Annotated in this window: 10 protein-coding genes; 5 read left to right on the top strand and 5 right to left on the bottom strand. The window is 67.1% G+C overall.

The window, feature by feature from the left end; genetic code table 11:
* The 3 genes from VHA82_RS06900 to VHA82_RS06890 all read right to left on the bottom strand — a co-directional run.
* Positions 1-4344: DUF4347 domain-containing protein (locus VHA82_RS06900; RefSeq protein WP_325541817.1), on the bottom strand; the 4344-nt coding region annotated here is incomplete at its 3' end.
* Positions 4345-4409: 65 nt separating this feature from the next.
* Positions 4410-5213 carry an efflux RND transporter periplasmic adaptor subunit gene (locus VHA82_RS06895; RefSeq protein WP_325541815.1) on the bottom strand — a complete coding sequence of 268 codons (804 nt, stop codon included), beginning with the start codon at positions 5211-5213 and terminating at the stop codon, positions 4410-4412.
* The gene (locus VHA82_RS06890; protein ID WP_325541813.1) at positions 5210-6712 is read right to left on the bottom strand and encodes a TolC family protein; all 1503 of its coding nucleotides are present in this window, start codon (positions 6710-6712) and stop codon (positions 5210-5212) included. Before VHA82_RS06890 ends, VHA82_RS06895 begins: the two co-directional genes overlap by 4 nt.
* Positions 6713-7099: 387 nt before the next feature.
* Between VHA82_RS06890 and VHA82_RS06885 the strand changes: the two genes are divergently transcribed.
* From VHA82_RS06885 to rsxB, 5 genes are all read left to right on the top strand, one after another.
* Positions 7100-7972, top strand: coding sequence for an efflux RND transporter periplasmic adaptor subunit (locus VHA82_RS06885; RefSeq protein ID WP_325541811.1), 873 nt, complete (start codon positions 7100-7102; stop codon positions 7970-7972).
* 4 nt (positions 7973-7976) lie between these two features.
* Positions 7977-9323, top strand: coding sequence for an efflux RND transporter periplasmic adaptor subunit (locus VHA82_RS06880; protein WP_325541809.1), 1347 nt, complete (start codon positions 7977-7979; stop codon positions 9321-9323).
* Positions 9308-11446 carry an HlyD family efflux transporter periplasmic adaptor subunit gene (locus VHA82_RS06875; protein WP_325541807.1) on the top strand — a complete coding sequence of 713 codons (2139 nt, stop codon included), beginning with the start codon at positions 9308-9310 and terminating at the stop codon, positions 11444-11446. The genes VHA82_RS06880 and VHA82_RS06875 overlap by 16 nt, the downstream gene beginning before the upstream one ends.
* A gap of 109 nt (positions 11447-11555) precedes the next feature.
* Positions 11556-12902 carry a polyhydroxyalkanoate depolymerase gene (locus VHA82_RS06870; RefSeq protein WP_325541805.1) on the top strand — a complete coding sequence of 449 codons (1347 nt, stop codon included), beginning with the start codon at positions 11556-11558 and terminating at the stop codon, positions 12900-12902.
* On the top strand, positions 12899-13558 hold the full coding sequence (rsxB, locus tag VHA82_RS06865; protein WP_325541803.1) for an electron transport complex subunit RsxB: 660 nt from the start codon (positions 12899-12901) through the stop codon (positions 13556-13558). Before VHA82_RS06870 ends, rsxB begins: the two co-directional genes overlap by 4 nt.
* 21 nt (positions 13559-13579) lie before the next feature.
* Here rsxB and VHA82_RS06860 read toward each other — a convergent pair whose 3' ends face one another.
* A complete protein-coding gene (locus VHA82_RS06860) occupies positions 13580-13834 on the bottom strand; it encodes a Txe/YoeB family addiction module toxin (RefSeq protein ID WP_325541801.1) in 255 nt (84 codons plus the stop codon).
* Positions 13831-14082 (bottom strand): type II toxin-antitoxin system prevent-host-death family antitoxin, encoded by a 252-nt coding sequence (locus VHA82_RS06855; RefSeq protein ID WP_325541799.1) that lies wholly within the window; start codon positions 14080-14082, stop codon positions 13831-13833. Before VHA82_RS06855 ends, VHA82_RS06860 begins: the two co-directional genes overlap by 4 nt.
* Between the last annotated feature and the right edge of the window lie 15 nt (positions 14083-14097).

Below are 14097 nucleotides of genomic sequence, written 5' to 3'. Positions count from 1 at the left end.
GCTGAAGCTCGCATTGGTGAGCGTGCTGGTGTAATCGACGCCGCCACCCGTGGCCGTGCCGTCGGTCAAGGAAGCGCTGAACGTCGTGTCCTGGTAAGAGGCATTGCTCAGCGTCACCGTATGGACGATGTCGCTCGCCTCGGTGGCGCTGTTGCTGCTCACGCCGCTGATGGTCGGCGCGTTATCGTCGTCGTTGATCGTGCCAGTGCCGGATTTCGTACCGACGGTCAGCGTGTAGGTTTCGTTTGCTTCGTCGATGGTGTCGGACGTCGTCGGGACCGTGACGGTGAAGCTCGTCACGCCCGCGGGGACGGTGATCGTGCCGCCGGAGATCGTCACGCCGTTGCTGAAGCTCGCATTGGTGAGCGTGCTGGTGTAATCGACGCCGCCACCCGTGGCCGTGCCGTCGGTCAACGAAGCACTGAACGTCGTGTCGGTGGCCGAGGCGTTGCTCAGCGTCACCGTGTGGACGATGTCGCTCGCCTCGGTGGCGCTGTTGCTGCTCACGCTTCCAATCGTCGGCGCCGGATCGTCGTCGTTGATCGTGCCGGTGCCGGTCTTCGTGCCGACGGTCAGCGTATAGGTCTCGTTCGCTTCGTCGATGGTGTCTGACGTCGTCGGGACCGTGACCGTGAAGCTCGTCACGCCGGCCGGTACCGTGATCGTGCCACCGGAGATCGTCACGCCATTGCTGAAGCTGGCATTGGTGAGCGTGCTGGTGTAATCGACGCCGCCCCCCGTGGCCGTGCCGTCGGTCAAGGAAGCGCTGAACGTCGTGTCCTGGTAAGAGGCATTGCTCAGCGTCACCGTATGGACGATGTCGCTCGCCTCGGTGGCGCTGTTGCTGCTCACGCCGCCGATGGTCGGCGCGTTATCGTCGTCGTTGATCGTGCCAGTGCCGGATTTCGTACCGACGGTCAGCGTGTAGGTTTCGTTTGCTTCGTCGATGGTGTCGGACGTCGTCGGGACCGTGACCGTGAAGCTCGTCACGCCCGCGGGGACGGTGATCGTGCCACCGGAAATCGTCACGCCATTGCTGAAGCTCGCATTGGTGAGCGTGCTGGTGTAGTCGACGCCGCCACCCGTGGCCGTGCCGTCGGTCAACGAAGCGCTGAACGTCGTGTCCTGGTAAGAGGCATTGCTCAGCGTCACCGTGTGGACGATGTCGCTCGCCTCGGTGGCGCTATTGCTGCTCACGCTTCCAATCGTCGGCGCCGGATCGTCGTCGTTGATCGTGCCGGTGCCGGTCTTCGTGCCGACGGTCAGCGTGTAGGTCTCGTTCGCTTCGTCAATGGTGTCTGATGTCGTAGGAACGGTGACGGTGAAGCTGGTCACGCCGGCGGGCACCGTGATCGTGCCACCGGAGATCGTCACGCCATTGTTGAAGCTGGCATTGGTGAGCGTGCTGGTGTAGTCGGTGCCGCCACCCGTGGCCGTGCCATCGGTCAAGGAAGCGCTGAACGTCGTGTCCTGGTAAGAGGCATTGCTCAGCGTCACCGTATGGACGATGTCGCTCGCCTCGGTGGCGCTGTTGCTGCTCACGCTTCCAATCGTCGGCGCCGCATCGTCGTCGTTGATCGTGCCGGTGCCCGCGGCCGATCCCACCGTCAGCGTATACGTCTCGTTCGGCTCGTCGATGGTGTCGGACGTCGTTGGAACGCTGACCGTGAAGCTCGTCACGCCCGCCGGCACCGTGATCGTGCCGCCGGAAATCGTCACGCCGTTGCTGAATGCCGCGTTGGTCAGCGCGCTCGTGTAGTCCGTGCCGCCGCCCGTGGCCGTGCCGTCGGTGAGCGACAGGCTGAACGTCGTGCTCTGATAGGACCCGTTGGTCAGCGTCACCGTGTGCACCACGCTGCTCGCCTCGGTCGCGCTGTTGCTGCTCACGCTTCCAACCGTCGGCGCCGCATCGTCGTCGTTGATCGTGCCGGTGCCGGATTTCGTACCGATGGTCAGCGTGTAGGTCTCGTTCGGTTCGTCGATGGTGTCGGACGTCGTTGGAACGGTGACCGTGAAGCTCGTCACGCCCGCCGGCACCGTGATCGTGCCGCCGGAAATCGTCACGCCGTTGCTGAATGCCGCGTTGGTCAGCGCGCTCGTGTAGTCCGTGCCGCCGCCCGTGGCCGTGCCATCGGTGAGCGACAGGCTGAATGTCGTGCTCTGATAGGACCCGTTGGTCAAAGTCACCGTGTGCGCGACGCCCGAGCCTTCTGTTGCGCTGGCGCTTGCCACGGAGCTCACGGTCGGCACGGCGTCGTCGTCGGTAATCGTTGCGGTGCCGGTGGCCGCCGACCCCACCGAAGGCGTCGCGGTGAGCTTGAATGTTTCGCTCGCTTCGTACAGCGTGTCGTTCACGATCGGCGTGCGCACGAGAAGCACTTCGCTCGTCATCGCAACAGGCGTCGTGTAATCCTTCCAGGTCGAGCTGGCACTGTCGAAATACTGAAGATTGTTCGTGCCCCCCGAACCGTAATCGGTGCCGCCACCGGTGGCCGTGCCCGCCGACAGACTCAAGGTCATCGTCGTGCCCGAATTGCCGCCGACGGAAAACTGCGCATAGCCGGCGGATTCCGGAACGATCACCGGGTCGGCGAAATCGATGGCGATGCCCCCGTGTGTGCTGCCCGCCACCGCGCCCGCATGAGTGCCGCCGGCGAAGGAGGTGTCGCCGAAGGCGACCTGCACGTCGGAAAAGTCGTTCGCATTCGCATGCGCGGTCGCGTTGCCCGTGAAACTGAGCGTGACGTGCGTCGCGTCCACCCGCACGACACTCGCCGTCAACCCGGCGGGAACATTGCTCACCGTCACGCCCGGCAAAGCCACTCCATTCGTCCCCGCGAACGTGGTCGATGGCAGGAACGTCCCCGGCGCGAGCGTGATCGTGGCCGTCGTTGCGATCGAACCGTCGTTCGCCACCGATTCCGCGAAGTTCGTCGTGCTGTACGCGAGCGTCGGCATCGTCTTCGTGATGGGCGTGTTCGTCCAACTGGGCCCGGGGCCGAACTCCAGCGAAAAATACGCGGTACCCCCCGCGCCGACGGTTCCGGTCGCGAGCTGGAACGTTTCGATGCGGTCATAGAAGACGCGCACGCGATAGTTGTCTGCCGCGAGGACCGTGTTGTTCGTCGCCACCGTCGACTGGAACTGAACCGAGCCATCGGTCGTCTGCGACTGGATCTGCGTCGAGCCGGAACCCGAGCCCACTTCGAAATAGGAAAAATTCTGGAACTGCTGCAACTGGCGCTGGGAGCCCGACCCGATGCCGTCGATGTCGTACGAGTTGACCAGCACGTTGGTCAGTGCCACCTGGGTGGAAGTCCCGGTCTTCACGAAGCGAACCTGGAACGTCGCGATGCCTGCCGCACTGAAATTGAAGTTGGGCTGCCACGGCTCCGTGAGCGACGATGGGTTGCCCGATGAATTGTCGTAGGCGGTCATCGAGCCCGCAGGCAACGACACCGTGGTCACGAGCGCGTCGAGCGTCTGGCCCGAAACCGTCACGACGCTGCCGAAGCGCATCACATCGCCCGCCGTCATGCCGGTGCCGCTGCCGCTCACGGACGTCGGGCTCTGGAAGCTCATCGAAAGGCCGTTGACGTTGTATTCGGTCAGGGCCAGAAGCGAGTCGAACGCATCCGCTCGCTCGAGAGGCGAGGCAGCCGTGACGTCGCCTATGCGCGTCTCGAGCGTCCAGTCCCCGCCCAGTCTGGCCGCGCCCGTCTCGTTGCTCGAAGCGGCCACGTCGGCGCCCGTCAGTTGCGACAGCGTCGCCACCAGCGCGGCGCCCTCGGCGCCGGCGCCGACATCGCACCCGTAGATAAGGATGTCCGCGCCCGTGGCGAGATACGACTTCCATTGACCGAATTCATCCGCGCGCGACTGCAGATCGGCCGCCGTGTACCGCGTTCCCCCCAGGAGGATCGAGCCGGTGTCGCCATGGGAGATGAGGTGCACCGCGGTCCAGTCGTGCCCGCTCTCGATCGCCCGAGTCACCGCATCCCAGCTTTCCGATCCGACGCCGAGCACCACCACCTCGACATCGCTGCGCAAGTTGGCCAGAAGAGACTGCAGGCCATCGATGTTCCCGTCCACGATGACGAGCTCGTGCGGCGTGGCGCCCACGGAAGCCGGCAGCGCCACCGGCGTATCCGCCCTCGACACGTGCGCGGGATCGGGCGTCGTGTAGTGATCCGCCGTCGCATCCGCGAGGGCCGGGTCGAGCTGTTTCGACACCGCAGTCGCGGCCGTCGTCACGGCCGCCGCGTCGAACATCAGGCGCGGCTCCAGTGCCCAGGCGCGTGGAAGGGCGGACGCGAGGGGCTTGGCTCTGCGGGTTCGGGTCATGGCGTCTACTCCTTCGTCTCTGTCTCTGTCTCGAACGCTTCGCGCTCGTGGCGCTCCCCGCGGGGCTACCGGTTCACGATCAGCCGGCCGCTCATGCCGGCAATGAGTTCACGCGGGCGGCCTTCGATCGCGGCCACCACCTTCACCGACTGGCTCACGGGGTCGACACGCGCGGCGAGCCGCGTCACTTTCGCGGGATAGGTCTTGCCCGTCTCGTCGACGGCGAACTGCACCATGCTGCCGGGGTGCACGGAGGCGAGCCACCGCGACGGCATGATGAATTCCACTTCGAGCACGCTGTCGTCGATGATCTCGAGCAGCGCCTGGCCCGGCTGCACGAACTGCTGTTCGCGCACCTTCTGCTCGGCGACCCGCCCGGAAAACGGCGCCGCGATGTGGCACTTGGAGAGCATCACCTGAATCTGTCCTATCTCGGCGCGCTGCTTGGCGACTTCACCCTCGGCCTGCTCCACTTCCTGGTGTCCCACGGCGTTGAGCTCGGACAGGCGCGTCTGCGTGGCGAGCTGCTTCGTCGCGATGTCGAGCGCCACCTTCACGCGCGCGAGCTGCGCCTGCTGCAGCGAGCAGTCGAAGGAAACGAGGCTCTGCCCCGCATGGAAGGCCGAGCCCTCGGGCGCGGAGATGCGATTGATGCGCGCGCCGATTTCCGCTGCGATGGTCGTATAGCGGCGCGGCGACAGCTGAGCGCGAATCTCGGGCACGGCCCCTCCCGATGCGGCATCCATCGCCACGGCCGGCGAGGCGACGCGCGCCGCAGGATGCGCGACTTGCGACACGGCGGGCACGCAGATCGCCGCCGGCACCATGAAGGCGACGGCCAGTCGCGACATCGTGCCGGACGCGGTCATTGCTTCGCCGGCAACGAAAGACCCCGGCTCATCTGAAGACGTACCGCTTCCATCACTTCACCGAGTGTCAGATCGTCCGTGCTGCGGTCCAGCGGGTCGAGTCCCAGCGTGGCCTGCATCCGGCTTTGGGCAGCGTGCCACTGCGCGAGCGCCTGGTAGCGGCGCAGCAGGCTCACGATTGCCGTGGTCTGGGCCGCGACGCGCTCGAGCTTCGAGCCGGCCTGGGCCTGCTCGCGGCTGGCCATCTGCTTCGTGATCCGGTCGTCGAGCACCCACAGCTGGTCGGCAAGCTGGAACTGCTTGCGCGCGCCGATCAGCTGCTCACGCGCCACGTGCACCTGCGTGACGGTCGCGACGTGCATCGCAAGGCGGCGCTGGTCGGCCAGAGCGATGCCCGCTTCAGCGGCTTGCTTCTGCGCGGGGAGCGCGAGGAGATTGAGCAGGTTGTAGGAGACCTGCAGGCCGGCTTCGGCCCAGTCGTGATGCACGAGATAGCGGTCGGAGTCGTACTTCGCGCCGAGGTCGAGCGAGATGTTCGGGTAAGCGCGCGCGATCACCTTCTTGGCCTCGGTGACGGCGATGCGGCGGTTGTACATCTGCTCGCGCAAGTCGGCGTTGTGAGCGAGCGCGACTTCCTCCAGCTGTTCGACGGGCACCGACATCAGGTCCCCCACCGGCATCTCCTGCTGCGCGACGAGAGTGGTGTTCATCACCACCGGCGCGTTGATGAGCCCCGCGAGCTCGAAGCGGGCCGTGGCGAGCTCCTGCTCGATCGCCTCGAGCAGGCGCATGTTCTCGGTGAGCTGGCGCTGAAACCTGAGCGAATCGAGCGGTGAGCGAATCCGCTCCGCCTCGGCCTTGCGCGCGTCGCCCATGGCCTCCTCCGCCAGCACGAGGTTCGCCTTCACGTCGGCTTGCAGCCGCTGCGCGCTCACCGCGCGCCAGAACGCGACGCTCACGTCCTGCACGAGCTGATGCGTCACCTTGCGGCGGCGCTCCGCGGCCGCGAGCACGCGGTCGCCCGTTTGCTGCGTCGTGTATCTCGCGATGCCGAAGTCGAGCAGGCTCCAGGTGAATTCGAGGCCGGTGGTGTAGTGCGTGCGTTCCTGCGACACCGTCGGACTCGCGCCTGTCGGAACGCCATTCACGTCCGCGGCGATCGCGAGGCGATCGCTGTCCCGGGTGAAATAGCCCGCCTGCGCGACGATGCGCGGCAGCATGTCGTATTTGCCCGCCTCGAACTGGCGCGCATTGAGCGCCTCTTCCATCAGGCGCGAGCGGCGATCGAGGTTGTACTTCAGCGCGCGCGCGATGGCCTCGTCGAGCGTCAGCGTCTGCGCGAGGGGCTGCACGTCGCGGCGGACCGCTTCGGCATCCGCCCGGGTCTGCGCCGCGATGTCCTCGGCCGCGACCGGAGTGGGCGGGGCCGGCCAGAACTGGGCGCACCCCGCCAGCATGTTCCCAGCGACGAGAACACCTGCTACGCGAATCCTCTTCATTTTCATCTTGTCGCTCCAGCGCCTCTTTTTGCGAGCCACTTCGCGGGCGCGCCGTGACTTTAGCGCAAGGGCGGGGTTTGACACAACTTGTTACTGCGATGGATTCGGGAAATGGTCGGCAAATGTGCGAAAAACCCAAGCTGAACCGAGCACTTGCAGCTGCTGAGCTTTATCTCGCCTCAACCAGATACAACTTTCTTCCTCGCTCCATGTAACAAAAGGAAGTTTGCCCGATCAAGCCTACCATGGCGCGACTGACGCGCAACTGATGGGGCGCAAGGCGCGGATTTCGTGCCCTCGCGCGAGCCCCACACTCGTTCTTCAGGACTAGAGGCACTCGGCCCTTGGTCTGGGGGAAGCCACAGCCATTCGCGGTAGAGTCGCGGCATGTTCATCCGCAAGACCTCGGCTGCCATCGCGGCCATGCTCGCGTTCGCGGCGGCGTTGTCGGCTCCAGCGCGCGCAGATGACCCCGCTCAGCTCAAGCCATCGCGCACCCTCGACATCCAGCGGCTCGGTGCGTCGGCGGCACGGCCGCGGCCCCTTCCGGCTGCGGCGGCTGCGGCGGCTGCCGCTTCGCCCTTGGGCGGCTCCCCCGCCGACCAGGTCCGCGTGCTGCTCGTCGCCGAACTCGAAACAACGCTCTCCAGCCCCGGAACGGGCCGCATCACGCACTTGGCCGCTGCCACGGGAGCGCCGTTTCGTGCGGGCCAGACGCTCGTCGGCTTCGACTGCGACGAGCCCACTGCGCGTCTGAAGATGGCGCAGGCCGAGCTCGCGGGCGCGCAGGAAACGCTCGAGGCGCGCGTGCGCATGCAGGGCCTCGAGCAGGCGAGCGACGTCGAAGTGGCGCTGGCCGCGGCGGCCGTGAACAAGGCGCGCGGACAAGTGGATCTCACCAAGGCCCAGATCGCCCAGTGCTCCATCCGGGCGCCCTGGGCCGGCCGCGTGGCCAAGGTGCACGTGAAGAATTTCATGAGCGTGACGCCCGGTCAGCCGCTGCTGGACCTCGTGAAGAGCGGACCGCTCAGGCTGAAGCTGAACCTGCCGTCGAAGATGGTCTCGCGCGTGGCCGACGGCAAGGTGCTCGACGTCGTCATCGACGAGACGGGCAAGACCTACGAGGCCCGCGTCCGCGCGGTCAACAGCCGCGTCGACCCGGTGAGCCAGACCGTCGAAATCGAAGCCGCCATGGTCCACCCGTATCCGGAGCTCCTGCCGGGCATGAGCGGCGTGGCCCACCTCAACACCCTGCATTGAACCGATGAGCGAGCGACCGCACCCTGCCGTGCCGGCGCTGGACAACCTGCTGCATCTGGAAAGCCGCGCCTTCGCGGCGACCACGCCCGAGTCGCTCGGCTTCACGATCGTGAACGAGACGAGCGTGCTCGCGCCCTTCCGGCAAGCCGCGCTCTTCCTGGTGACGCCGCTCGGCTCGCTCGCGCTGAGCCATGCTTCGGGGCTCGTGAACGTGGCGGAGGACACGCCCTATGCGGTGTGGCTCGGCCGCCTGGCGGCCGCCCTGCCCGTGGAGCCGGGGATGCAACAGCTCCAGATCGCAAACGCCCCCGAGGAACTGGTGGAAGGCTGGCAGGAGTGGCTTCCGGCGCATCTGCTCGCGTGCAACCTCGTCGGCAACGACGGCAAACGCGTCGGCCTTGCGCTCTATGCGCGCGACGACCCGTGGCAGCCGCACGAGCTCGCCGCGCTGGAACGCATCCACGAAACCTACGGCTACTGCGCGCAGGCCCTGACGCGCTCGCCCACGCCCTGGAAGTCGCTCGTCGCGAAGGTCTTCCAGCGGCGCACGGCACGCCGCGCGCTGGTGGCCGCGATCGTCGTGCTCCTCATTCCAGTGCGGCTTTCCGCAGTCGCCCCGGCGGAAGTCGTCGCCCTCAACTCGGTGGCGATCGCCGCGCCGCAGGACGGCGTCGTGGGCGCGTTCCACGTGCAGCCGAATTCGCCGGTGAAAGCGGGCGACAAGCTTTTTTCGCTCGACGATCGCGGCCTGGAAAGCCGGCGCGAAGTCGCCGAACGGGCGCTCGCGAGCGCGCGGGCCGACCTGCTCGTCGCGCAGCAGAAGGCGTTCGACGAAACCAGGAGCAAGGGCGAGCTCGCCGCCGCCGAGGGGCGCGTGAAGGAAAAGGAAGCCGAGCTCGAGCTGGCGCAAGGCACGCTCGAACGCGTCACGGTGCGCGCGCCCGCCGACGGCGTCATCATCTTCGGCGACGCCAACGACTGGCTCGGCCGCCCGGTGCAGACCGGCGAGCGCATCATGCAGCTCGCCGACCCACGCGATGCGGGCGTCCTCGTGTGGCTGCCTGTGGCCGACGCGATCAATCTCGACCCGGGCGCGCCGATCCGCCTTTTCCTGCACACGCAGCCGCTCAGTCCGCTCGCGGCGTCGCTCGTGGAAACGAGCTACCAGCCGGTGCAAAGCCCGGCCGGCGTGGCTTCGTACCGCGTGCGGGGCCGCTTCGACGGCGCCGCCACCTCCAGCGCGCGCATCGGGCTGCGCGGCACGGCGCGCGTGTCGGGCGACTGGACCATCCTCGGCTACTACCTCTTCAGGCGTCCCATCGCCGCGGTGCGGGAATGGACCGGGCTCTGACCCTGGGCGCGGCCCCGCCCGCGCGCCTGCCTCGGCCGCGCGAGGAATTGCGGCTGCTTCCAGCCGACGCCAACGCCGACGGCTCGCCCGCATGGATGATCCACGACCCCGTCACGAACCGCTTCTACCGCATCGGGTGGATGGATTTCGAGATGCTCGTGCGCTGGTCGCTCGCGACACCCGAGGCGATCGCGAAATCCGTGTGCGACGAAACGACGCTGCACGCCGACTCCGACGACGTCCTCTCCCTCGGGCGCTTCCTCGAGCAGCACAGCCTGCTGCAGCCCACCGGCCCCGCGGCCGTGGACGCGATGCGCCGCCGGGCCGAGTCGATGCGGCGGACGCCGGCCGAATGGCTTCTGCACAACTATCTCTTTTTCCGCTTGCCGCTCGTGCGGCCGCAGGACACGCTCGCACGGATGCTGCCCTACGTGCGCTGGCTCTTTTCTCGGGCGACGCTCGGCGTCGTGTGCCTCGCGAGCGCGATCGGCCTCGCGCTCGTCGTGCACCAGTGGGACACGTTCAGCCGCAGCTTCATCGACCACCTGAGCTGGGAAGGCGCGCTCGGCTACGCGCTGGCCCTCATGTTCGCCAAGACGCTGCACGAACTCGGTCACGCCGTCACCGCCACGCGCTTCGGTGTTCGCGTCGCGCACATGGGCGTGGCGATGGTCGTGCTCTTTCCGATGCTCTACACGGACACGAGCGAGAGCTGGAAGCTCACGAGCCCGCGGCAGCGCCTGGCGATCGCGAGCGCGGGCATCCTCACGGAGCTGGCACTCGCGGGCATCGCGACGCTGCTGTGGAGCCTCTCGCCCGAAGGGTCGTTTCGCACCGCCATGTTCTTCCTCGCGAGCACGTCGTGGGTATTGACCCTCCTCGTGAATGCGAGCCCCTTCATGCGGTTCGACGGCTACTTCATCGCGAGCGACCTGCTGAATTTCCCCAATCTCCACGAGCGCGCGGGCAATCTCGCGCGCGCGTGGCTGCGGCGCACTGTGCTCGGCCTTGCCGTGCCGTGGCCCGAAGCAATGCCTCCGGCGCGCAGGCGCGGCCTCATCGCGTTCGCGCTGTTCACGTGGTGCTACCGCCTCACGGTGTTCCTCGGCATCGCGACCCTCGTGTACCTGTACTTCTTCAAGCTGCTCGGATTGGCGCTGATGGCGGTGGAAGTCGGATGGTTCATCGTGCGGCCGATCCACACCGAGCTGCGCGCGTGGTGGCAACGCCGGGCCGAGGTTGGCTCGACTCGCAAGCGAGCCGCGGCCGCGATCGCAATTCTCCTCGGGCTGGGCCTCGCGGTGCCGTGGCATTCCGGCGTGCATGGCGCGGGGGTGGTGCATGCCGGGCGCCAGCACCTCGTCTTTTCCCCGCGCGCCGGAGAGCTCACCTCGCTGCCCGCGCGCAGGCAGCTGAGCCAAGGCGATCTGCTTTTTTCCCTTGCCGCGCCCGAACTCAGAAGCAACCAGCACCGTTCCCAGGTCCTGGCCGACGCGCGCGCCCTGGAGCTCGTGGGCCTGAGCGGCCTGCCCGACGGCGAGGAGCGCCGCGCGCTGCTGCAGGCCGAACGCGACCGGCTCCTCGCCGAGGCGGGTGTCTTCAGTGGCGAGCAGTCGCGCATGAACCTCGTCGCGCCGTTCAAGGGCGAACTCGTGGACATCGATCCGCAGTTGCGCGCGGGCGTCTGGGTGCAGCCGCGACAGCCGCTCGCGCTGCTCGTGGATCCGACCAGCTGGGTCGCCGAAGTCTACGTGGCGGAGGATGACGTCGCCCGCATCCACCCGGGCGACAGCGTGAGCATCGTGATCGGCGCGCGCGAGCCGCGCGTGGCGCAGGGGCGGGTGCTCGAGATCGACACGGCCCGCACCGCGACGCTGCCTTACGCGATGCTGGACGCGGCCTCGGGCGGGCCGATCGTCACCCTGCCCCCGCGCGCGGAAGACCGCGGCCAGGAACGCGTGGTGCGCGACGGGCTCTTTCGCGTGCGCATCGACCTGCAGGGGCGCCCCGCGCGCGAGCAGATGACGCTTTGCACGGCCGTGATTTCGGGGGAACGTTCGTCGCTCCTGGCCGGCGTGCTCGAGACCGCGATCTCGGTCATCGTCCGCGAAAGCGGCTTCTGACACGGCGCTGACGGCAGCGAGACCAACGGATCAGTAGTTCCTCGCCTCTACACGAAACCGGTGCGACTGGTATATTGCACCGCAACAACCTATAGAAGCGGGCCCCGCGATGCTCTATCAACTCTACGAAACCCAGCGGTCCCTGATGGAGCCCTTCGCCGACTTCGCGCAGGCGGCGTCCAAGCTCTACAGCAACCCGCTGTCGCCGTTCGGCCAGACGCCTTACGCGCAGCGGATGTCGGCCGCGTACGACTTGCTCTACCGGCTCGGCAAGGACTACGAGAAGCCTGAATTCGGCATCACCTCGGTCGACATCGACGGCAAGGAAGTCGCGATCCACGAACGCGTGGAAGTCGACAAGCCGTTTTGCGAGCTGCGCCGCTTCAAGCGCTTCTCGGACGACCCCGCCATCCTCGGCAAGCTGAAGGGCCAGCCCGTGGTGCTGCTGGTGGCGCCCCTCTCGGGCCACTACGCCACGCTCCTGCGCGACACGGTGCGCACCATGCTGCGCGACCACAAGGTCTACATCACCGACTGGAAGAACGCGCGCATGGTGCCCACGGACGAGGGCGAATTCCACCTCGACGACTACGTGCACTACGTCGAGGACTTCATCCGCCATCTGCAGGGCATCTACGGCAACTGCCACGTGATCAGCGTGTGCCAGCCCACGGTGCCCGTGCTCGCGGCCGTGTCGCTCATGGCGTCGCGCGGCGAGCCCACGCCGCTTACCATGACCATGATGGGCGGACCGATCGATGCGCGCAGGTCGCCCACCGCGGTCAACAACCTCGCCATGAACAAGAGCTTCGCCTGGTTCGAGGCGAACGTGATCTACCGCGTTCCGCCGAACTTTCCGGGCGACGGCAGGCGCGTCTACCCTGGGTTTCTGCAGCACGCGGGCTTTGTCGCGATGAATCCGGACCGGCACCTGCTTTCGCACTACGACTACTTCAAGCACCTGATCGCGGGCGACGACGCGTCGGCCGAAGCGCACCGGCAGTTCTACGACGAATACAACGCGGTGCTCGACATGGACGCGGACTACTACCTCGAGACGATTCGCATCGTGTTCCAGGAATTCGCGCTCGTGAACGGCACGTGGGACGTGATCAGCGAGACGGGCGAGCTGGAACGCGTGCGCCCCGAGGACATCACGACCACCGCGCACTTCACGATCGAAGGCGAGCTCGACGACATCTCGGGCTCCGGCCAGACGGCCGCCGCGCACGAGCTGTGCGTGAACGTGCCCAAGTCGCGGCAAAAGCACCTCGAGGTGGAGGGCGCGGGCCACTACGGCATCTTCAGCGGCCGCCGCTGGCGCGAGATCGTGTACCCGCAGGTGCGCGACTTCATCCGGCAGTTCAACGACGGTCCCCGCGCGGCGCCGGCTGCCGCCTCGCGCTCGACGCTGCCCAAGGCCGCGAGGGCGCGCAGGAACGGCCGGTCGAAGTGAACGACGAGGCGCGGCGCATCCATGCCGCGCTGCCCCAGACCCAGTGCACGCGCTGCGGCTATCCGGACTGCGCCGGGTATGCGCAGGCCATCGCCGCGGGCGAAGCGCGGATCAACCAGTGCCCTCCCGGCGGTGCCGAAGGCATTGCCCGGCTCGCGGCGATCACCGGACAGCCCGTCCCTGCGCTGAATCCGGACAACGGCGTGGAAGGGCCGCGAGCGGTCGCGATCATCGACGAGAACTGGTGCATCGGCTGCACGCTGTGCATCGAGGCGTGCCCGACCGACGCGATCCTCGGGACCCACAAGCGGATGCACACCGTGATCGAGCCGTATTGCACGGGCTGCGAGCTGTGCATCCCGGTGTGCCCGGTGGATTGCATCGCGCTCGAGAACGTGACGGGCGAGCGCACCGGATGGCGGGCGTGGAGCGAAGGCGAGGCGAGGCAGGCGCAGGAACGCTACGAATTCCGGCAGGTGCGCCTCGCGCGCGAAGCCGTGGAGCATGAAGAACGTCTGCAGAAGAAGGCCGAAGCGAAGCTCGCGGACCTCGAAGGGCTCACCCGGGATGCGCAGGGCGAGGAGCTCGCGAGAAAGAGGTCGGTGATCGAAGCGGCGCTGGTGCGGGCGCGGGAGCGGGGGAAGCGCGGGCAGTGATGCAGGGCATGACGACCCGCGTCAGTAGTGAAACCGCAGTTGAGCGATGAGCAGCGCGTCCCCTTGTGGCTTGTAGACCATCCTGTGTTCGTCGGTGATTCGCCGCGACCAGTAGCCCGACAGCGCATGTTTCAACGGTTCCGGCTTGCCGATGCCGGCGAAGGGGTCGCGGACCGCGTGCTGAATCAGGTCGTTGATCCGCTTCACCATCCGCTTGTCCTGCTGCTGCCAATAGACGTAGTCCTCCCAGGCCTGCTCGGCGAACACCAGCTTCACTTCGCGAGCTTCCGCACCTTGCCTTTGCCGGATTCGAGCGTCTGCATGGCGGCGAGCAGCCGCCGGGCGTTCGCGGGGCTGCGCAGCAGGTATGCTGTTTCCTCGAGGGCCTTGAAATCCTCCAGGCCCAGCATCACCACCGATTCCTCGCCGTTGCGAGTGATGATGACCGCTTCATGATCGTCGCATACTCGCTTCATGGTCTTGGCCAGGTTGGCTCGGGCGGAGGTGTAGCTGATGGCATCCATGGTTGAGCCTTCCGA

Origin of the sequence: Ramlibacter sp., from assembly GCF_035548915.1 — a bacterium.
In the GTDB taxonomy this organism is placed as follows: domain Bacteria; phylum Pseudomonadota; class Gammaproteobacteria; order Burkholderiales; family Burkholderiaceae_C; genus Ramlibacter.
This window is presented reverse-complemented; position numbering and strand designations above follow the sequence as displayed.

Excerpts from the sequence above, each read along its gene's own strand:
- VHA82_RS06875 (WP_325541807.1), top strand. The coding sequence starts at position 9,308 with ATGGACCGGGCTCTGACCCTGGGCGCGGCCCCGCCCGCGCGCCTGCCT.
- VHA82_RS06870 (WP_325541805.1), top strand. The coding sequence starts at position 11,556 with ATGCTCTATCAACTCTACGAAACCCAGCGGTCCCTGATGGAGCCCTTC.
- VHA82_RS06880 (WP_325541809.1), top strand. The coding sequence starts at position 7,977 with ATGAGCGAGCGACCGCACCCTGCCGTGCCGGCGCTGGACAACCTGCTG.
- VHA82_RS06855 (WP_325541799.1), bottom strand. The coding sequence starts at position 14,082 with ATGGATGCCATCAGCTACACCTCCGCCCGAGCCAACCTGGCCAAGACC.
- VHA82_RS06890 (WP_325541813.1), bottom strand. The coding sequence starts at position 6,712 with ATGAAGAGGATTCGCGTAGCAGGTGTTCTCGTCGCTGGGAACATGCTG.
- VHA82_RS06885 (WP_325541811.1), top strand. The coding sequence starts at position 7,100 with ATGTTCATCCGCAAGACCTCGGCTGCCATCGCGGCCATGCTCGCGTTC.
- VHA82_RS06895 (WP_325541815.1), bottom strand. The coding sequence starts at position 5,213 with ATGACCGCGTCCGGCACGATGTCGCGACTGGCCGTCGCCTTCATGGTG.